Annotated in this window: 19 protein-coding genes; 4 read left to right on the top strand and 15 right to left on the bottom strand. The window is 34.5% G+C overall.

The genetic code is table 11. The features are described from left to right. Nucleotides 1–6 precede the first annotated feature (6 nt). The 8 genes from yhaM to BHX94_RS00805 all read right to left on the bottom strand — a co-directional run bounded on the left by yhaM (nt 7) and on the right by BHX94_RS00805 (nt 10,305). Nucleotides 7–948 (bottom strand): 3'-5' exoribonuclease YhaM, encoded by a 942-nt coding sequence (yhaM, locus tag BHX94_RS00840; RefSeq protein WP_111744530.1) that lies wholly within the window; start codon nt 946–948, stop codon nt 7–9. Then, on the bottom strand, nt 945–3,869 hold the full coding sequence (locus tag BHX94_RS00835; RefSeq protein WP_111744529.1) for an ATP-binding protein: 2,925 nt from the start codon (nt 3,867–3,869) through the stop codon (nt 945–947). Before BHX94_RS00835 ends, yhaM begins: the two co-directional genes overlap by 4 nt. Next, nucleotides 3,866–5,044 (bottom strand): metallophosphoesterase family protein, encoded by a 1,179-nt coding sequence (locus BHX94_RS00830; protein WP_111744528.1) that lies wholly within the window; start codon nt 5,042–5,044, stop codon nt 3,866–3,868. The genes BHX94_RS00835 and BHX94_RS00830 overlap by 4 nt, the downstream gene beginning before the upstream one ends. Nucleotides 5,045–5,140: 96 nt before the next feature. Beyond that, nucleotides 5,141–6,604, bottom strand: a complete 1,464-nt coding sequence (locus tag BHX94_RS00825) for a coproporphyrinogen III oxidase (RefSeq protein ID WP_111744527.1) — start codon at nt 6,602–6,604, stop codon at nt 5,141–5,143. Nucleotides 6,605–6,700: 96 nt separating this feature from the next. Further along, nucleotides 6,701–7,069 carry a YlbF/YmcA family competence regulator gene (locus BHX94_RS00820; protein WP_111744526.1) on the bottom strand — a complete coding sequence of 123 codons (369 nt, stop codon included), beginning with the start codon at nt 7,067–7,069 and terminating at the stop codon, nt 6,701–6,703. Between the two features lie 67 nt (nt 7,070–7,136). Beyond that, complete coding sequence (locus BHX94_RS00815) at nt 7,137–8,267, bottom strand: DUF445 domain-containing protein (RefSeq protein ID WP_111744525.1); 1,131 nt, start codon at nt 8,265–8,267, stop codon at nt 7,137–7,139. Nucleotides 8,268–8,353: 86 nt separating this feature from the next. Then, nucleotides 8,354–8,818: an XRE family transcriptional regulator XdrA gene (gene xdrA / locus BHX94_RS00810; protein WP_096075992.1), complete on the bottom strand. Its 465-nt coding sequence runs from the start codon at nt 8,816–8,818 to the stop codon at nt 8,354–8,356. A gap of 182 nt (nt 8,819–9,000) precedes the next feature. Beyond that, a complete protein-coding gene (locus tag BHX94_RS00805) occupies nt 9,001–10,305 on the bottom strand; it encodes a dicarboxylate/amino acid:cation symporter (protein WP_111744524.1) in 1,305 nt (434 codons plus the stop codon). Nucleotides 10,306–10,523: 218 nt separating this feature from the next. Between BHX94_RS00805 and BHX94_RS00800 the strand changes: the two genes are divergently transcribed. Beyond that, complete coding sequence (locus BHX94_RS00800) at nt 10,524–11,399, top strand: cation diffusion facilitator family transporter (RefSeq protein WP_111744523.1); 876 nt, start codon at nt 10,524–10,526, stop codon at nt 11,397–11,399. Nucleotides 11,400–11,440: 41 nt separating this feature from the next. On the opposite strand, the gene BHX94_RS12750 is transcribed toward BHX94_RS00800, so the two are convergent. Both BHX94_RS12750 and BHX94_RS00795 read right to left on the bottom strand, forming a co-directional pair. Beyond that, on the bottom strand, nt 11,441–11,578 hold the full coding sequence (locus tag BHX94_RS12750; protein ID WP_170120714.1) for a hypothetical protein: 138 nt from the start codon (nt 11,576–11,578) through the stop codon (nt 11,441–11,443). 278 nt (nt 11,579–11,856) lie between these two features. After that, nucleotides 11,857–12,282, bottom strand: coding sequence for a hypothetical protein (locus BHX94_RS00795; protein ID WP_111744522.1), 426 nt, complete (start codon nt 12,280–12,282; stop codon nt 11,857–11,859). Between the two features lie 140 nt (nt 12,283–12,422). Here BHX94_RS00795 and BHX94_RS00790 point away from each other — a divergent pair, with 140 nt between their 5' ends. After that, entirely contained in the window at nt 12,423–12,692 is a 270-nt protein-coding gene (locus BHX94_RS00790) for a GNAT family N-acetyltransferase (RefSeq protein ID WP_111744521.1), read from the top strand. Nucleotides 12,693–12,818: 126 nt separating this feature from the next. Here the strand turns inward: BHX94_RS00790 and BHX94_RS00785 are convergent, their stop codons facing one another. From BHX94_RS00785 to BHX94_RS00775, 3 genes are read right to left on the bottom strand one after another with little or no spacing between them, the layout of a single operon-like run. Beyond that, entirely contained in the window at nt 12,819–13,442 is a 624-nt protein-coding gene (locus BHX94_RS00785) for a response regulator transcription factor (RefSeq protein WP_111744520.1), read from the bottom strand. Beyond that, the gene (locus BHX94_RS00780; RefSeq protein WP_111744519.1) at nt 13,420–14,553 is read right to left on the bottom strand and encodes a GAF domain-containing sensor histidine kinase; all 1,134 of its coding nucleotides are present in this window, start codon (nt 14,551–14,553) and stop codon (nt 13,420–13,422) included. Before BHX94_RS00780 ends, BHX94_RS00785 begins: the two co-directional genes overlap by 23 nt. 20 nt (nt 14,554–14,573) lie before the next feature. Further along, nucleotides 14,574–16,115: a bifunctional GNAT family N-acetyltransferase/carbon-nitrogen hydrolase family protein gene (locus BHX94_RS00775; RefSeq protein ID WP_111744518.1), complete on the bottom strand. Its 1,542-nt coding sequence runs from the start codon at nt 16,113–16,115 to the stop codon at nt 14,574–14,576. A gap of 123 nt (nt 16,116–16,238) precedes the next feature. Here BHX94_RS00775 and BHX94_RS00770 point away from each other — a divergent pair, with 123 nt between their 5' ends. Next, nucleotides 16,239–17,057, top strand: a complete 819-nt coding sequence (locus BHX94_RS00770) for an RluA family pseudouridine synthase (RefSeq protein WP_096075983.1) — start codon at nt 16,239–16,241, stop codon at nt 17,055–17,057. 79 nt (nt 17,058–17,136) lie between these two features. Next, nucleotides 17,137–17,748, top strand: a complete 612-nt coding sequence (locus tag BHX94_RS00765; RefSeq protein ID WP_096075982.1) for a nitroreductase family protein — start codon at nt 17,137–17,139, stop codon at nt 17,746–17,748. Nucleotides 17,749–17,824: 76 nt separating this feature from the next. Here the strand turns inward: BHX94_RS00765 and BHX94_RS00760 are convergent, their stop codons facing one another. Beyond that, the gene (locus BHX94_RS00760) at nt 17,825–19,975 is read right to left on the bottom strand and encodes an RNA degradosome polyphosphate kinase (RefSeq protein WP_111744517.1); all 2,151 of its coding nucleotides are present in this window, start codon (nt 19,973–19,975) and stop codon (nt 17,825–17,827) included. A gap of 58 nt (nt 19,976–20,033) precedes the next feature. After that, nucleotides 20,034–21,566: an exopolyphosphatase gene (gene ppx / locus BHX94_RS00755; protein WP_111744516.1), complete on the bottom strand. Its 1,533-nt coding sequence runs from the start codon at nt 21,564–21,566 to the stop codon at nt 20,034–20,036. Nucleotides 21,567–21,580 lie beyond the last annotated feature (14 nt).

The following is a 21,580-nucleotide window of genomic DNA, read 5'->3' as shown; positions in this document are numbered from 1 at the left end:
CAATCATTAGTCCAGATTGATGGGTTTATAAAATTGTCTGTTCTCAAGTGCGAAAATGCGTTCTGAGAAGTTACCCTTCTCTACTTTTTTCATATGTTTATCAAACATCTGCATACGTGCATCAATATTATCGATAAAGTTTAATATCTCCGCTTCTTTTACCATCGGCAATTTCGGTGATCCATATTCATATTTACCATGATGACTTAAGATTAAATGACGAAGCAGCATAATTTCCTCTCCATCAATATTATGTTCACGCGCGACACTCGCTACTTCGTCACTCATAATTGAAATGTGACCTAGTAGATTTCCTTCTACAGTATAGCTTGTTGCGACTGGTCCGGATAATTCTTTAACTTTACCCAGATCGTGCAGAATAATACCTGAATATAATAAACTCTTATTGAGTGATGGATAAATATCACATAATGCTTTTGCCTGCTTTAACATCGTTAACACGTGATATAACAACCCTGAAACAAAGTTATGATGATTACTACTCGCAGCAGGGAATGTCATAAATTCATTTTGATGTTTCTTTAATAATAAACGTGTCACACGTTGTAACTTCGCATTCTCAATTTCAAGCAGATAGTCCATCAGCTCATTCATCATATCATCTTCACTAAGTGGTGCTGATTCTAAAAAGTGCTCAAGCTTCACACCATCTTCAGGTGTCGCTACCTTAAATTGATTGACCTTCATCTGAATTCTGCCACGATAATCTATAACATCACCTTTAATTCTTACTAAAGTTTCAGGTGTTAGTGCTTTGATATCATCTTCAGTGACAGTCCATACTTTCGCTTCTAAATCTCCACTTTTATCTTTAAGGTATAACGTTAAATAAGGTTTCCCTTGTCCTGTTACGCCTTGAATTGCTTTGTGAATTAAAAAGTAGTTATCCACAGAAGCACCAGGTTTTAATGTTTCAATGGTTCTCATTTTTTAACCTCCTTATTTATTCTCTCTAGTGTAATGGTGTTTTTGTTTGTAACCACAGTTGATCTATTACAAGTGTAATAAATAATTTGGTTAGATTTTAACTTCATCATATATTCTAATATACGCTCACGTCTCGTTCTATCAAAATGCACAAATGCATCATCAATAATAATTGGGAACGGATAATATTTATTAAGCGACTGGATTAAACTTAGTCTCAATGCAATATAAAGTATTTCTTTCGTTGATTGCGATAGTTCTGTCGGATGATAAACTTGACCATCGCTCGCTTTGACAACAAGATGTTGATCTTTGTACAGTACTTGTATATATCTATCCTCAGTCAAATACTTAAATATCTCAGTTGCATCACTGATAACATATGGTAGTCTTTTTTCTTTAACTGCTTCAATATGTGCCTCAATCAATGTTTCAATATAATTGACCGCCGTAAAATCATATATTAAAGTATTTAATTGATTTTTCTTAATCTGTAATTCATATTTTAGACGGGATAAACTATCATCACTTGCGATTGTTTCCATTTGCTCGTGTATCACTGTTAATCTTTCTTTCACTCGAGCTAAGTCGCGCTTTAACTCATTAATATGCGCTTCAATAGCATTCAGTTGCGCCACTAAGTCAATCGTTGTAACATAGCTTAAAGCCGTATTATCATCATATGAGAATCCTTGTTCAGTAAGTGAACGACTTAATTTATCAAACTGAGTTAAATCACTATGATAATTGTTAAATGTTTTTTCCTGAGCATAATATTCTGATTCGTTGCTTACTTTAGCTTCATCGAAAAGTGTCTGTAATTCATTATTGAACTGTAATAATTGTTCCTGCATAATTGCAATCTCTTTATTTAACAGCGCTATCTGATCATTATTCTTATTAAACTGAAACTTATTCTTCTCATCTTTCGTCTGCATCGTCTTTAAATCATGGAATAAGCTGTCGATATTTAATTCAATCGGTACTGTTTGTTTAAAGCGATTAAATACTTCGTTAAATTGTAATATATGTTGCTCGGTCGCTTTATGTTTACCATTCAATGTTTCTAATTCCAATGCCAACGTATTAATCTTATTAATTTGTTTGATGGCAAGTGTAAGTCGAGTTACCAGATAATCTTCCGGTAATTTTAGTTTTGTTCTTATATTTTGTAATGTTGAAGTCGATTGTTCAATACGCTTATTAATATCTTGTAAACTGTGATTTAACTGATTATATCGATTTTTTTCGCGTGCTATTTCACTATTACCTTCATTCATACGCTGTCTGATTAATCGTTGTTCTTCCAGATCAAAGGATAAATCAAAGTCATCCTGCAAATCTTTTATTTTTAGATTAAGATCCGTAACTTCCTGCGCTAAAGATTGATTGAAATGCAAATCCGGTTTTTTATTCATCATCAACATAACGATTGTAAGGACTGCTAATACACAAAATACACCCAGAACGATATATTGAGGTATTAAAAATGAATAGATGGCACCACCGATAAACAATAACATCATTAATAACAAACTACCTTGCTGAAGTTTATATTGTTTTAACTGTTTCGCTTCAAAAGTTGCCGTTTCTTCCTTCATCGTATCGTAAAGCTTAGTTTTATCTATTAAATCAGTCTTACTCTTTTCAAGTTGTAAAGATTTTTCGAAACGTTCATCATGCACCTTTACATGTTCCAGGTCATGAAGTGCCTGTTCTTTTTTAGCAATCGTATCTTTAACAAAATTAATCTCTCGATCTATCTGTGACTTCTCAAGTGAATCTTTTTCGAGTTGATTGATTGTTAAACTTGCTTGTTCATTTACTGATGGTCCTGCATCTACAAGATGATATTTCTCCCAGCCAATATCTTTCATCAATGTTGCCTGTTCATTTGTCAGCTGATCAATCATCTTTGAATGATGAGAAAGATCTGACTGATAGTTTCGATATGACTGTTCTTGTTTGAGCAAGTCATTTGATTGTTCTATTACCTGATTCTTAAGCAATTGTATACTGCTATTTTCAACTGTTAATTGGTTGAGTCTTTCCTGACGCAGTTGTAAGTCCCGATTCACTTGATGCTGTTGTTTCTTTAGCGCTTCAAATCGGTCAATCCCCTGCTCTGGGAAAGTTGGCGGTGTAATATTCAATTTGTGTTCGAGTGCTTTCCATTCTTTCGCTTGATTGTGAAAAGCTATTTCACGTTGTTTACGTTGTAATACTTGATTAAGTTCTTTAAGATGTGTCTTATATTCATCAGACTCGCACCTTAATTTATCTTGTTCAGACAGTAATGTATCATACGTTTCAAACAGAAGATCTTTTTGACGAATTTGAGATTCTAGAACTTGTAATTCTTCGGTAGCTTTATTTATTTCACCCCTAACGTCATCATTTAATAATCGTGATTTTTCCTGTTTAATATGTTCTGTCATCTGTGTAAATTCAGTACTGCCAAATGCTCCTGCCTGCAAAAGATACGCCTGTAATTTATCTTCAGTCAGTTTGCGATGCACTTCCTGTAATCCTAATACATCAAATGAAAAAATATTTTTATAAGTTTCTTTTGAAATGTGGTTTAATAATTGATTTAACCATTGCACATCTTTTTGTTTGCCATCAAGCAATATTGTTGCTTCTTCCTTTTGATGTACGTAGTTGCGTTCAATCGTTATTATCTCGCCTGATTGTAATTCAAGCGTCATCTTACCTCCGTATTGCGGTGAAAATCTCGGCTCAAGTCTCGGTTCATATTCCCCATCTCTAGGGAAACCAAATAATAAAGCATGGATAAACGCCTGCATCGTTGATTTTCCAGTTTCGTTCTCACCATAAATCTGAACAAAGTCTGAATGAATATCAAATTTTCGATGTTCTAATCTGCCGTATCCATATATTTCAAGTGATCTTATCTTCATGATTCATCCCTCATCATTAACTTTAATCTTGATTCGCCGTGATTAAGTAACGTTTGATGCACATCAAAACTTATATCATCTGCGTATCGTTCAACACTTGATCGCTGTATCGGTACACGTGCCTGATTAAATAGTGCTTCATTCTCTAAATGTTCTGCATTAAATTCACTGGCTAGTGTATGTACTTCAAATGTCTGCTCAAGCTCGATGTCATCGATCCAGACAAATTGTGATTCATTTGATTCATACATTTGTACTTGCTTGAGAATACTTTGTATTAAATGGCTGTCAATTAATGTTTCAAATGGATTAACGAGCTTTAACTGATACATACTTTTCCCTGAACTTCTTATACTATTCTTGAAATCAGTAATGTCCTGATAGATGGCATGTTTGCCGGTTTCATTTAATGTTAACGTCACATGTTCAAAACGGATATGTTCTGTCGGTATAAATTTAACGTCAAGTGCTGTATGATCTCCTTCAACATAAAGATATCCTTTTCGTCCAGTATCAGAGAAACGTGTACCTTGCATCTTGCCAGGATAATGGATTTCAGGCAGATCATTAAGACGTTTCTTATATGGTAAATGTCCTAATGCCCAGTAATGATATAATTTTTCGTTTAAATCCTCTATTTTAAACTCTGTCGTGTTGAAGCCTTTAATCTTATGATGTATTCCATGCAGCATTCCGATATGAATGGATTGATCCACTTCATTCACTGGATAACTGTCTAATTTATTTTCATATGTTGTATGTTCTTTATAGCTAAATCCATGAATAAACACTCTTTGTCCGTTATGCGTAATCAGCTCGTATGACTGTACATCTTCAGAGAATACAACGACATTATCCGGATAAATTGTATAAGACTTTTGAGATAAACTATCTTCTGTTCCAGCAATATAATACACAAAAATATGTGCTTTATTTAATCGTTCAAATTGCTGTTCAATAAATTTATCTGCTCTAATATTTCTATTTTTACTCGAATATAAATTCCCACTAATAAGTATAAAATCAACTTTCATCTCTATTGCATCATCAACTAAATTTTTAAAACTTTCAAAGCTTGCTCGGTATACATCCTGCATAATATGTTCCGGCAAGTTACTTTTTAAATCAAATGGCTCGTCTAGTAATAAGTCTGAACAGTGGATAAATTTTACCATAAGCAGTACCTCACTTTTCTTGTTACATCATATTTTACATTAAATCATATAAAATTGTTAGACAAGTCGAAAAAAAGCATCTAAAGTGATATCACATTAGATGCTTGTGTAACATTGCGTTAATTTTTCAATCTTCTTGTCAGTATAACTTTCATAACTATTGTTATATGATTTCGGGTCTTTTGGATTTAAAAAGTTTTCAATCTTGCCGGTAACAGGATCTATAAGCTTGCTTGATGCACCACAACCCAGTCCAATAATACTTTGGACTTCTTCCATGATCAAAATATTATATAATGAAGCTTCGTCCTGTTTAGAATAACCAATGTTCTCAAGATTTCCAAGTATGTTTTTCTGACGATATAAATAATACGGAATATAATCATTTTCTATAGCAAATTGCCTTGTCATGTTCATCATATGAATGATTTCATCTCTTGGCGCCACTGGATACTTTGCTTTATTACGTGTCATCTCACTTGCTGTTTTAAAGCTTAATGTATGTACTGTCAATGACTCTGGATTTAATTTTTTCGTCTCCTGTAAAGAGTTTTCCACTTCAACGCGTGTTTCATTTGGTAATCCGATAATTAAGTCCATATTAATATTATTCATATTGTGTGCTCGTGATAGATGAAGCTTATCAATCGTTTCCTGTACACTATGATGTCGCCCGATCGCTTTTAAAGTAGCGTCTGTAAAGCTTTGTGGGTTAATACTAATACGGTCGATATCATAATGATTAAGTACATCCAGTGTTTCCTTATCAATCGTATCAGGACGCCCTGCTTCAACTGTAACTTCTCGTACATGCGTCATGTCAAATGATGTGTATACAGTCTCAAGCAATAATGATAGATCTTTCGGTTCAATCGATGTCGGTGTACCACCACCAAAGTATATAGAAGTCACTTGTATATCATTATCTTTTAACCATGCTGCAGTATGCTTTATTTCGTGTATTAATCCCACTAAAAACTCTGGTACCTGGTCTTTAAATACACGTATTGCATAAGCTGGGAACGTACAATATGCACATTTAGTCGGACAGAAAGGAATACCGATATAAATACTTACTTCACGTTCAAGCTGATAAAGATCAGGAATAGCAGTTAATTGTGTGTGTACTATATCTCTCATCAAATCAATTTTCTCAGGAGAAATTAAATAATCACGTACCAATATTTCCGTAATTTCTTCATGCGTTAATCCATCTCTATAATATTTATGATATAGTTTTGTAGGTCTTATGCCAGTCAGTGTTCCCCAGCTTTGAATAATTTCTGTATGGTCAGTTAATATAGTGATCAACGTCTCACCAAGCGCCTGTTTCATATCGCGCTTTGTAACACCATTTCTTTTTGCAGATTGCGTATATGTTTTACCATCGATCGTCATTGTTGTCGTAACGGTTGTTTCATCTTTTTGCTCAATATTAAGATTGATCTGATTATCTCCAACACCTTCAAATAAGTAGCTTTCTTCATAATACAGGTTGATAATATTTTTAATATAGAGTTGAATTGATTCGAACTGTTCATGTCTTAAATAAAACTTCATTGTATCCCTCACAAAAAAATAAACAAAAAGCATATCACTTTTTGTTTATTTGATAATTTATTTAATTATTGTACTTGAAAGCTTAAATTTTAGCAATTAAGCTTCAGGCGTATCTTCAGTTTGTACGCCGTATAATTCTTCTAAAGGTTTCATGATAACACGGTTAATTTCCTGAATCATGAAGCTCATTTTTTGTTCTGCTTCCATTAATTTAGAAATGTTTTCGTCCTTTTCGATTAATTCAGCAGTTGACTGTGCTGCATTTAAATCGTCTTCTGTAATTTCCTGACCAGACATTTGTTTTTCCTGTAAATTTAACTGAATCTTTCTGAAATCATCAAAAACTTTCTTTGATTCAGGGTTGTTGTTTACTGCAGAGTAATGTTCTTTAATCGCATTGTATTCGTCGCTTTGACGTAATGCGCTTTCTAAACGGTTTGCTTCATCATAAATATTAACTGACATAATCATTCTCCTTTGAATTTATACATAATTTAATTGTTCGTAACAAATATACCATAAATGGCGCTCATTATACAAAGAGAGCGATTACACCTTGTACTAAACCGATAATGCCACCAAGTAAGAAGCCTAAAAATGTAATCAACTTTAATTCCTTGTTTGATATTTCAATAACGAGTCGCTCTAAAAACGATAATTCGAAGTTATCAATCTGCTGTTTGACGATTTCAGCGATATGCACTTTCTCTAAAATTTCTGCAATATTATCTGATGTTTTAGAGATTGCATAATGTACAAATCGATCACTACCTTCACCTTCCATATACTCAAAAGCTTTTGGTGCAAGTGTGACAAGTGGTGTAGAAGTATAGTGCTTTAAGTCGACTTGAGCGATGATTTGCTCGATTAAATTTTCTTTAATCGTCTCTATTTCCTGGTTACTGATAAAGTGAGACGGTTGTTTTGTTAACAACTGATGATATTCACGATTTACTTCAGTAGCGATGATATTGTTTAACTTTTCTTCTCTGCTTAATGCATTAAATTCTTTGATGACGCGATCTGCAATCATCTCTTTCGTCATAAACATTTGAATCATGCTGACAACGCGACCTTTTTCCATAAAGAAACGATCGATCATTTGCATCATATCATCATAACCTTTTGCAGAATTAACATAGTCACGTAATTTTTCCATGATCATTGGTGGCAAACCTTCAACTTGGGCATCAAGCTTCCCACGTAAATCAACTGGTAATAAATTTGCTATCTGTTCATCTTTACGCGTTAAAACTGCATTATCAATGACTTGCAAAAGTTGATGCCGTAATTTCTCATTGCCAAGCGCACTTACATCTATATTAAAGCGTCTTGCAAAGTCGTCGACTGAATATTGTCCTGTCTTTAATGTCTGAATCTGACGTACGATAAAGTCTTTCATAAAGCCTTCTGTTTGTGGAGTCATCAACTTTTCTTTAAAGATTTCTGGTGTGAGTAAATGTTCTGTCACCATTTCACCCATCTTAACTGACAGTTCGTTACGACGTTTTGGAATGAGTCCAGGTGTAAACGGTAATTGTTTGCCAAATAAAAATTTTGGTTCAAACGGTCTAAATAACATCTTTATTGCGATATAATTTGTAAATCCACCGATCAGTGCACCGATGAGTCCCATAAATAATACGATTAATACTGCGTTCAATATGCCACCTCTTTATTTTTAATACTTATTAGTTTAATACCTCTATATAAAAAAAACAAACGCTGGATAAGCGTTTGTTTAGTATATTATAAACTTACTAAATTTTCGTTTTTCTTCTTATTAAAGAACATTTCAGCTTCACGCGCTTTATTTGATCCATATAATGGTTGTGTTGAACCATCTAATACACGGTAAAGGTTAGAAATTTTGTTTTGTTGTAAAACGATGTCACGATCAGATTCAATCGTTGTCCACCATAATTCATTTTTGTTATCCTGATCCGGATATGCACATGCACCACGTGAAATCACTTGAATCACTTCCAGTGGATCTCCACCTAAAGTATTTTGTAATACTTCTGAATCTCTGAATAATGCACATAAAGATACACATGTTGTCCAGTTCGGTAATACACGTTCTTTCTCAATTTGAACTAATGTTTTCTTTGATAAGCCGATCGTCTGAGCCATAGTGTCTTGTGTGTATCCCGCTTCGATACGCACCATTTTGAATTTCGTTTGAAGTAAATCTGTGAATTGCTGTTTATCCATTTTCTATACGACCTTTCTCTCTAAATATAAATTTATGTCAGTAAATGCTCTTAAAATATAAGTTGAAAAAATACACATTCATCTAAAGTGACTTTACCATCTTAATATAATTTACAAAAAATTAAAAGAGGAAACCCTTAAAAGTTTCCTCTTTTTTAAAAATTATTTTTTTAATGTCACAATTATGCAACGTTCATACCTTTTTTTGCTAAATAACGCTTTTCCTGTTCAGAAATGACAACTGCACAAGCAGCATCTCCAGAAATGTTAACAGCTGTACGCGTCATATCGAGAAGTCTATCTATCCCTAAAATAATTCCGATTGCGGCAGGATTTAAACCAATCGATGTGAGAACCATCGCAAGCATTACAAGACCAGCACCTGGCACTCCAGCAGTACCGATAGAAGCTACTACTGCTATGACAACAACTGTCACCATCTGACCAAGTGTTAAATCAACACCGGAAATTTGTGCGATAAAGATTGTTGCAACACCTTGCATGATTGCAGTACCATCCATGTTAATTGTGGCACCTAGCGGCTGTACAAAGGATGATATTTCTTTACGTACTTCTAAATTATCCTGAGCACATTCTAATGAAATCGGTAACGTCGCATTTGAACTTGACGAACTAAATCCAACGGTCATTGCCGGTGCGAAACCTTTAAAGAACCAGATAGGATTACGACGAGCCAAGAAACTGACTGCACCACCATATACAAGAATCATATGTAAGAATAAACCTAATAATACAACGAAGAAATACATTGCAAGCTGTTTAATTGCACCGAAACCTGCATTCGTAAATGCTGTTGCAACTAAACCGAATGTACCAATTGGTGCGAAATATTGCATAATCGCTGTTACGATAAACATCAGTATTTCATTTGTCTGCTCAAACAGTAATTTTACTGCTGATACTTTCTCTCGCAGTGCAATCATACCGATACCAATAAATATTGCAAATGTAATCACTTGCAGCATGTTTGTTTCACTCATAGCAAGTACTGGGTTTTTCGGAATTAAATTGATTAACGTCTGATCAAAAGTCTGGGTGACAGGTGTGCCTTCTTCTTCTGCTGCTGCAGCTTTTTTCTTCTGTTCTTCAGCATAAGTTTTTACTTCATCACTGTTTAACAAATCACTTTTACCGTCACCTGGTTTAAATACTAAAGCAAGTGACATTGCAAGGGTGATAGCTAATGCAGTCGTTACTAAAAAGAATGAAATCGTCTTTAAACCGATAGAACCTAAATGTTTAGGATCACCTACACCAAGCACACCTAAAACAATAGACACAAATACTACTGGTACAACAAGCATAAAAATAAGATTTAAGAAAATTTGACCGATTACATTAAAGACATATTGATTAATCCACTTAACCCAGCTTGCGTCCTGATATATATTAAAGAATGAACCTATAGCAATACCAGCAATTAATGCAATAATAATCCTGACTGTCATGTTCCCTTTGATTTTCATAATATCCTCCTCAACAACCGAATTTTCTGACTATTACAAATAATTATAAAATATTTCTATTGCAATGTAAATTGTAATTTTCATAATTATGAATTTTTATGAATAAAAAACTTATTCGTATTTAATATTACAAGCATAATAATTTTTATATTATTCACTGCAATTCACTAGATATTTCTTCCCATTTGTTTGATAATAATAAGACATGGTTTGAGAGGATGAAAAAAGTGCAGGTAAAAGACCAACTCGCAAAAGCTCAGCAAGGTGCAAAAGTCAGTATTATAATGTATGTATTGCTTACTACGTTAAAATTGTTATTCGGTTATATGAATGGCTCACACGCGCTTGTTGCCGACGGATTAAATAACGCGACTGACGTTGTATCATCAGTTGCTCTGCTTATAGGACTTGCAATCAGTATGAAGCCAGCAGATGATAATCATAACTATGGACATTATCGTTCTGAATATATCGGTTCACTGATTGCTGCATTCATTATGTTTGCAGTCAGCGTTCAGGTAATCCTTCAGGGCATTCGACACTATATCAATCAGGACTTTTCAACGCCATCCATTGAAACAGCAGTGGTAGCGATATTATCGGCGTTAGCAATGCTACTCGTCTATTTCTACAATCGTAATTTAGCGAAGAAAGTAGATTCCAGCGCATTAAAAGCAGCCGCAGCTGATAACCTATCCGATGCGCTTGTATCGTTTGGAACATTTGTAGGTATTGTCGGCGTATTTATGGGACTGCCCTTCTTAGATACCGTCGCAGCAATAGTAGTCGGTTTATTGATCATGAAAACAGCGATTGAAATATTCTTTGAAACAGCGATTACATTAACAGATGGCTTTGATGCAGAAACACTTGATGAGATGAAGAAAATCGTCTTAAATGTTGAGGATGTTTTATCCGTTGTAGATATTAAAGGAAGAAATCACGGTGTCATGACATTTATCGATGTTACCGTAACAGTAGATGCAAATCTTACAGTGGCGGAAAGCCATGATATTACTGAAAATATAGAACACAATATTAAAGAAGCATATGGTGCAATTGAAACAATCGTTCACTTAGAACCACATGAATAGGAAATGAATACAATATGTATAAAACGAGGACAAAACATACGTTATGCTTTGTCCTTTTCTGCGAGTATTTCTCTTAATTTCGTTCTCTTTTCAAATCTATTATCGATTAATACACCAATTATGATGATAATGACAGCAATGATACAGATGAGTAATGTGTGCTGATTAACAAATAACAAACATATAACTAATATTAAACAAAATAGATATGTAAAAACATAAAAATAGCGACCATCTTTTCTTTATTGTTCTTCATTATAATCAATGCTCGTATCATTTCGAAGTTTTTTTATATTTTGCTTAAAATATTTATTGAATTAGACTACTCTGATGAAAATCAAAGTTGAAACAACAATAATATATAATATCTTTGAAAATTATTGTATAAATCAAATGAATAGCAAGTAAAGTATTCACTATAATTATGATTTTATTTCTATTTAACTACGCAAAAAACTTATTTATTTTCATTTAATACCTCTCGCACCTCACTATGACGTTCGAAATATTCATCAAACATAACCAGAACTAGAACAATGCCGCCGAAGACCATAATATAATTCCACAGATTACCCCATTCAATCATCATCACGACATAAACTAAGTAGAATGTAGCGAGTTTAAATAACACCGGTATTAACCAGACGATGAAATAATCAGTTTCTTTATTGATGAAATAATTAATATGCGTAATTTCTGTATGACGAAACTCATTTATAATATAGACAGTAAGTTTAACAACAAAATAGAGCATAACGAAAGCAAGTACAATAAGAAGAATACGTTCTGCCCACATTTTTGGTAACCAGTCTTTCATAGCCATATAACTAATCATAAAAATCAATGTTAACCATTCATCCTTCGCCCACCATTTATCTATCATCAGGCAACCTCCTATTTTAAGTATTATTGTATACTTTTACCATCATCAATTCAATTACGATCTGCTTAATTGCTTTATTAAACCGGCTAATACATTTATACTTAATCTAAACAGAATTCACTACGAGGAGTGTTATTATTATGATGGCTGTAAATCATAAAGAAAATTTATTTTATATCGGTGATGTATCAAGTCCTAAAGCGCAAATGACTTATGTGCCGACTGGAGAAGATAAGATTATTATCGATCATACCGAAGTTAACGATGAATTACGTGGTCAAGGTGCAGGTAAGATGATGATAGAAGCTGCGGTTAAATACGCACGTCAAAACAACAAAAAGATTATCCCATTATGTCCATTCGCTAAAAGTGTATTTGATAAAACACCTGAATTTCAAGACGTATTATAAAAGAAATCCAGCACTATGAAGATTATCATCGTGCTGGATTTTTTGATGATGTTAAACGTGTCCAATATCTCACCTTTATTGGACACATCGACATCGATTCAGAAAACAATCTAGCCCCAAGCATACCTACTTATACAAATTATACTTCGCACCATACATCGAAGCCTGCGTGCGATCTTTCACTTCAAGCTTTGCAAAGATATGACTAACATGCGTCTTGACTGTCTTCTCTGATACAAATAACTGCTCTGCTATCTCTTTATTGGTTAAGCCTTTCGACATTTCGGCTAATACTTCCAGTTCTCGCTTTGATAATGGATTCTTTATATGCGGCAAATTCAGCCCGGATTCTTTATATGCTTCTACACTCGGATGAAACGCCTGAGCGCCAGCTAGCACTTGTTTAATCGTGTGAATCAACACATCAGGTTCACTGTCCTTCATTTCATATCCATCTGCTCCTGCATCTATCACACCCATTACATGTTCTTCATCAACAAAACTTGATAATACAAGCACTTTCACTTCGGGATAGCTGCTTTTTATGGCTTTAGTTGTTTCTATGCCGTCCATGTTAGGCATTACAAGGTCCATAATAATTAACGCCGGCTTATCATGTTCTTTAAGATATGACACAACTTCACTGCCATCGCTGAAATCAGCAACAACGTCAAAGTCTGCTTCTGTTGATAATAAAAATTGTAATCCTTGTCTCACAATATGATGATCATCTACGATTATTATTTTCATGTTGTTGTCCTTTCGGATAAAAAAGTTCTATCATTGTTCCGACATTTTCTTCGCTTTTCATATTAACTTCTGCGCCTATCTCATTGCTGCGTTGCAGTATATTCTTTAGACCATGAGTCGGTAACGCTTTAGCTGAACTTACTTTAAATCCTTTACCTTTATCTTCTATCTTCATTATAAACTGTTCGCTTTGCTGTGATAAATGAATGGATACTGCATCTGTTTGGGCATGTTTCTTAACGTTATTCATTGCTTCCTGAATAATTCTAAAGATTGTATGCTCTACTTTACTTTCCAGATTGAGTAGACCAGATACTTTAATCGTTACATTTAAACCTAACACTTCAGCATAATTCTTTATTGCTTCAACCAGGCCTTGTTCCAATCCCACCGGTTTCAACTGCCAGATTAATGCGCGCATTTCATTGACAGCATCCTGGCTGGTTGACTCTATCATCTGAAATGCCTGAATAGATTTCTCGTCCTTACTCATTGTCCCTGCTGCGTGCGCAGTGAGCTTTAATGAAAATAACATCTGATTAACTGAGTCATGCAAATCACGAGCCAGTCTATTTCTTTCTTCCTGTAATGCAGTCTCTCGTGCTTTCTCAGTAAGATAGATGCGTTTAATCGCGCTCCCAATCTGGAAGGCGATGGATTCTAATAAAGCGAGATCTTCTTCTGAATAAATTTTGGTGTTCGGCGTCGCAACGTTTAACAATCCAAATCTTTCATCACCTGATTGTAGTGGCACTGTTGCATGATGTGTTATATCACCGGTCTTATCACTATATTGCTTATTCGCCTTTACGATACGTGAACACGTAATAATATTGCTTGCTTTTGTTAACTTCTTCTGATGATAACGCGAGACACACCAGCACGGTCCTTCTGTCATATAACGACAATCATCCATGAGTAAAGCATCCGGCAATCCATATTCAGATGCAAGCGTATGTGTTCCGTCTTCATCGATAAAGAATATCCATCCAGTAGAAAAATTGGTCCCCTTAACCAATCGGTCAAGGGCACCATTCATCATAGAATATACTTCTGTTTCTTCATTTAAAAATTCAGCAATTTCTTTTAAAAGTAACGTACTATTCTTCATAAGCACACCATTCTTTTATATTAGTCACGTCTGTATTCAACGCGGTATAAATCATGTCTTCTATCACGTAATTGACGGACAGTACCGTCTTCTCGACCTCGACGTAATACTTCAAGGTCAACATCACCGATCATAACCATCTCGTCATTTTCACCAGTTTCACCGACGATACCGTCACGTGCAAATCCAAAGTCACTTGGTGTATAGATACCTGATGCAGAGTACTGGATATCCATATTTTCAGTTTGTGGCAAGTTACCACATGTACCACTCGTAACAGTATAGATTTGGTTTTCAATCGCACGTGCCATTGAACAATATTTCACGCGCAGATAACTTTGTCTGTCTTCAGTTGAGAATGGTGTGAAAATTATTTTAGCACCTTTCTCAGTTGCAATACGTGCCATCTCCGGGAACTCACTATCGTAACAGATTTGAATTGCTATTTTCCCGCAATCTGTATCGAATACTTCAACCTTCTTACCAGGTGAAATACCCCACCATCTGCGTTCATTTGGTGTAACATGAATTTTATATTGCTTTTCTATTGATCCGTCACGTCTGAATAAGTAAGAAATATTATAAATATCATCATTTTCTTCAACAAAGTGACTGCCACCAATAATATTTATATTATAGCGCATCGCAAAGTCATTGAACATTTCAATATATTGTTCTGTATATTTTGTTAACTGACGGATTGATTCTGCTGGATTTTTCTTCTCATCAAAACTCATCAGTTGTGTCGTTAACAATTCAGGAAAGACAACAAAGTCACTGCCAGCATCATATGCCACATCAACGAAATATTCAATTTGGTTCGCAAACTCCTCAAATGAATCGATTTTACGCATCATGTAGTTAACTGTACAGATTCGTACCGGATAACTTGTTCTGAAATGTAAGTTAGATTTAGCAACGAAATCAGGGTTGTTCCACTCCATTAATGTTGCATACTTACTACTTTTCACATCGTCTTTTAAATAGTTCGGATTAATACGCATCAATGTAAACCCGTTCATAAACTGGAATGTAAGTACTGGATCCTTAATCTTACGTTTCATTACGTCATTGACATATTCACGTGGAGTCAATTCATCCTGATATTGATGATAATTCGGAATACGTCCACCGATAATGATTGATTTTAAGTTAAGCTCATAAGCGATTTCACGGCGTGCTTCATATAAACGTTGTCCAACACGCATGCCACGATAATCTGGATGAACCATCACTTCAATGCCATATAAGTTATGTCCATTATCATTATGATTTGTAATATAACCCGAATCCGTAATGTCATTCCAAGTATGTTTATCATCATATTCATCAAAGTTGATGATTAAACTTGAGCAAGATCCGATAATTTTCTCTTCATATTCGATAACCATCTGCCCACGCGGAAACAGATTTAGATGTGATTCTAAATGTGCTCTTTCCCACGGTTCCATACCTGGGAAACATATTTTTTGTAGTGCAATAATTTCATCTATATCATCAAACGTCATTTGTCTTGCTTCAATCGATTTATTAAATTTCTCTAAATTAATTTCTTCAGTCATGTAAATTCTCCTTTAATTCATCTATAATAGTATATAAGCGAATGATGATTTATATAAATTTTAATATAATATTAAATATTACCCTATTATTATACGACTTAAATACGATTTAGGAGAAAAATTATGATTATAAATATTACAAATGAATGGGATACTTTAACAATCGAAGAAATGTTAAAAGCTTTACACATACCTAAAAAGCCGATGCATGAATTCAGAATGTCAAAGGAAATAACAATAAATAATGAACCTGCTACATTAAGAAGCAAACTTTCTGAAGGTGACCAGTTATACTTACCGATTGCAGAAGAAAAAAGTGCGTATAAATCAAGTTATCGTCTTTGTGAAGTAAAATATGAAGATGAACATTTAGCAATCCTTGTAAAACCTAAAGGTGTTAAAACGCATCCTAATGATATGGCAGAATCTAATACTCTGCTCAACCACGCCATCTATACGTTAGACTCAGATTACGTAGAACCGGTACACCGTCTCGATCAGGAAACAGTAGGATTGCTACTTGTCGCAAAAAATCCTTTCATCAAAAAGATACTCGACCGTATGCTTGAAGAACGAGAAATCACACGCACATATCGTGCCAAAGTTAAAAGTCATCTTCCACTTAAGAATCAAACAATCGATCTACCAATCGGTAAAGATAAGTTTCATCCAAATAAACGTCGTGTTTCACAAACAGGTGATCGCGCAGTAACACATATTGTTGATTCAAAAGCTTTAGGCGATGGTATCGCAGAAGTTGAATTGACATTAGAAACTGGTCGTACACATCAAATTCGTGTACATCTGGCTGCAATTGGTTACCCTGTTCTTGGCGATCCACTGTACAGTGATTCTAACTTGCGACAGCTTGCGCTTGAAAGTTATAAGCTGGAATTTATCCATCCACTTACTCAGGAAAAGATTACTGCAATACTTGATTAAGCAGTTCAATTGCATAATATATTAAAGATTTATATGATAATAATCGTATAAATCTTTATTTATTTTTAGGAGGTGCATCATGGAAAATGCAATACAGAATAAGTTATTAACACGTAAAGCGGTCAAAGTTTATGACCCTGAATATAAAATGTCAGAAGAAGCACTGCTTGAAATATTAGAAGCTGCTAATCAGGCTCCTTCAGCATGGAATCTGCAACATTGGGAATTTCTTGTTGTGCATAGCGATGAAGCAAAATCAAAGTTATTACCGCTTGCATATAACCAGGCACAAGTGAAAGATTCAAGTGCAACGATTATAATATTAGGTGATAAAGAAGCGAATAAAAATATCGATACAGTATTTGACCCTGCCATTGAAGCAGGTACGATGACTCAGGAAATTAAAGATACGATTGCCGGTCAAGTAAACGGTGTCTATCACAATGAAGCATATGCATATGAGGCAGCAATTATGAACTCTGCATTTCCGGCAATGCAGGTGATGAATTTTGCAACGCTTAATGATTTAGGGACATGTGCAATTGGCGGATTTAATCGTACCGGTATTCAAGAAGCGTTTAATATCGATGAAAGATATGTACCTGCACTGATTATTACTATCGGTAAAACGTTAAAAGAGCCTAGAACAAGTGAGCGTCGCAATATTAATAGTGTTACGAAGTTTGTTTAAATCATCCTAAATATCAATGTAAAATAAAAAATGAGCCATTTCGTATGAAATCATACGAAATGGCTCGCTTTTTTTCTTATTTCTTTAAACGATCTCTGACAAATCCTAGTAATCTAGCACGTTTACTCATTACTGGCTGAGGCTCAGTAACTTTAGGTTTCACCAAGGTACGTTTATAAATTTCTGCCTGATTCACAAGTTCTTCCTGTGAATTTACAGCATTCTGTTCATTACGTACATAATGATATACCCCACTTGCATCCTGCTCACGTGCTTTTTGGTTATCATTAAGCTGAAGATCTAAAATTTCTTTTAGTTCGTTCACAATCTTTGGATCTAAAATTGGGAATAAAATTTCAACACGTTTAATCATGTTACGTGTCATCATATCTGCAGAAGATAGATACATCTTTTCTTCCCCGTTATGATAGAAGTAATAAATTCTTGAATGCTCAAGGAATCGTCCAACAATACTAATTACACGAATATTTTCACTAATACCTGGGATACCTGGACGTAAACAGCAAATACCACGGATGATGAGCTTAACTTTTACGCCAGCCTGACTTGCTTCATATAATTTCTTGATAACTGTCTTATCAGTTAATGAATTCATCTTGGCAATAATTAATCCATTACCAAATTCTTTATGACAATCAATTTCCTGATTGATATGTTCAACGAATTCATCGCGAATTTCAAAAGGTGCCACATGTAATTTCTTATATGTTGGTTTTTCTGAATAACCACTTAAATAGTTAAAGAAATTCATCGCATCCTGACCAATTTCTTTATTCGTTGTGATAATACCCATATCAGTATAGATTTTAGCAGTCTTATCGTTGTAGTTACCTGTACCTAAATGGACAAATGGCACTACTTCGTCGCCTTCTTTTTTCACGACTAAAGTGATTTTAGAGTGCGTTTTTAAGTGTGTCATACCATAAATTACATGACATCCCGCTTCTTCAAGCATACGCGCCCAGTGCACATTATTCTCCTCATCAAAACGTGCTTTCAACTCAACCAGTACTGTTACTTGTTTGCCGGCTTCAGCTGCATTCTTCAATGCATCAATGATAGGAGAATCACTAGATACACGATATAGCGTCTGTTTAATTGCTAACGTATTAGGGTCCTCAGAAGCTTGTTTAATGAAGTCAACAATCGGCTGGAATGACTCATACGGATGATGGAAGAAGATATCGTGTTTCTGCGCTTCTTCATAAACGTTACCACCATTTAAATATTTCGGTGGTGCCGCTTCAAACGGTTTAAACGCAAGCTGTGGATATTGCTTCTCTATCATACCTGCTAACTGGAATAACATCGTTAAATCAAGTGGTCCATCTAACTTATAGATATCACGTGCTTCAATCTCTAATTCATTCATTAAGAATGAACCGTTAATAGAAGTGTCATGACGTGTATCTATTTCTAAACGAACAGCAGCACCACTTTTACGTTTCTTTAAGAATTTTTCAATTTCAATTAATAAATCTTCTGCACCATCTTCATGTATCGTTAAATCTGCGTTTCTTGTAATTCTGAAGGTAAACGTACGAATTACTTTGTAACCAAAGAATAACTTATCGATGAAATGATTAATAACATCTTCTAATAATACGAAGATTGTACGCTCACCATTTTTAAGCTGAATGATGCGGTTTAATAACGCTGGAATCTGAACGATAGCAGATTTCTTTTCGCCAGCATCTGTTTCTACATCTACGAATATATTTAATGACTTGTTTGATAATTTAGGAAAAGGTCTGTAAGCGTCGATACCAAGTGGCGTTAACGTCGGTAAAATTTCAAAGTTAAACTTTTGTTCAATGATTTCATAGTTTTCAGGAGATAACTCATCAATCGCTTTAAAGAAAACCTGATATACTTCTAACTCCTGAATCAAAGCTTTGTATTGTTCATATTGTAATTTAACGTTTTCACGATTAGCTGCATCAATTACTACTAACTGTTCTGTTGGTGTTAACTGTGTTTTATTTTCAGGTTCATTAAAGTTCATTGCGACCTGATCTTTAAGTCCACCTATACGCACCATAAAAAATTCATCAGCATTTGAACTTGCAATAGCTAAAAATTTAAGACGTTCTAGTAGTGGATTTTTCTTATCAAAAGCTTCCTCAATTACACGACGGTTAAAATCTACCCAACTTACTTCTCTGTTGTTATAAAATGCCTTGTTGTTTAAATCTAATTTTTCCATTATCGTCACATCCACTTTTATTGTATATTAATTTACAGTCTAAATTAGTTATACCTAACTATTGTAAAGATTCTGTAAAAATGAGATTAAGTTTTGACTTTATTATTTTTTCGATATGTTTCTTCTGTCTTTCTGCTTGATATTCTTCAGCGATAGCATCTCCTGAGTACTCAATCACTAAATCAAAATGTTCTTCTTTTTTCTCAAAATACAAAGCTTGAACGATGTTCGTGTTACTTATATTTAAGGCATAAGCGAATTTCAGTATACTGCCAAGCATTTGAATTGTTTCGCGCTCTTCGCTATTAAACCATTTCGTTTCTTCTTCATAAAACTTTAGTAACGATTTATTTTTAAAGCTGGCAAGTAATGCAAGTTTCACTCTATTTTTATGACTAATACCATTTAAGCTAGAGTTTGAAAGAATGTAATACGTATGTTGACTTGAGGCATCTGAATCGATGTAACTTCCTAAATAATACAGATAAGCTGCATTTCTTAAAAATGCTTTGTCACGCTTGTTACCTTTAATCAGTTCAAACTTATCTAATTCATAATAAAGCGTCTCAGCAATCATAACACGTTGGTTTGCTTCTTCCTGGTTAATGTTATAGTCCGTTGCTAAGTTCTTTAACGAGTCTTTAAAGACATTGTCTTTATCGAACGGTAATATATACTCCTCTTCAAGAATGCTCATGATAACACCTTCACGTAACCCTTTACGTGAGAAGATAAATTCAGTTGCCTCAACTTCATCAAATAATGTATTAAATAATACACATGAAGGGATGATAATATCCTGACGGTCTCTGCTTAATCCATCCAGATCTTCTAAATCATCTTCAGATGCTGCAGTAAGGTTATCAAATACCAAATCAAGATCCGATTCTTTCATCGCATAGCCATGGACACCTGCAATAGGATATTCTGTTAATGACTGATGGATTCTCGCAATATTACGGGCTGATCCACCAATTGCTATAATTGGAACGCGACGTTTCTCAAGCCAGCGAAGACTTCTCAGCTGTTCCTGAATAAACTTTGCCGCCGCTTCAATCGCATCTTTATCGTTATGTGCCTTACCTTCAAAAAACATATTTTGAAGCGTTACGACACCGAAAGGAAAGCTATGTGAAAATTTTAATTCTTTGTCCTCAAAAAATGTAACTTCTGTACTACCTCCACCGATATCCACTGTTACACCATCTGAGTATTCTAATGTATTGATGACCGCATAGAACCCAAAGAATGCTTCTTCTTTTTCTGAAATAATACGCATCTCTATGCCTGTATTTTCTTTCACTTTATCGATTACTTCTTCGATATTTGTTGCTTGTCGTACAGCTGCAGTTGCGACTGGATAAAGTGCATGGACATCAAACTTTTGTGCAACTTTCTGAAAACTATTTAACGTGTCACATAATACTTCAATACCACGTTCTGACATTACTTTTTCATTGTTTAAAAACTGATATAATCGTGCAGGTGTTTTAATGTTCTGTAATTCCTGTAATCCTGTTTCTTTTGAGTATTCAAAAATAACTAAACGGATTGTATTTGATCCAATATCTACTAAACCTAGTCTTTTCATAACTGACCTGCCCT

Source organism: Macrococcoides bohemicum, from assembly GCF_003259675.1.
GTDB lineage: Bacteria > Bacillota > Bacilli > Staphylococcales > Staphylococcaceae > Macrococcoides > Macrococcoides bohemicum.
Note: the sequence above shows the minus strand (reverse complement) of the source record. Positions and strands in the feature narration are given on the sequence as shown.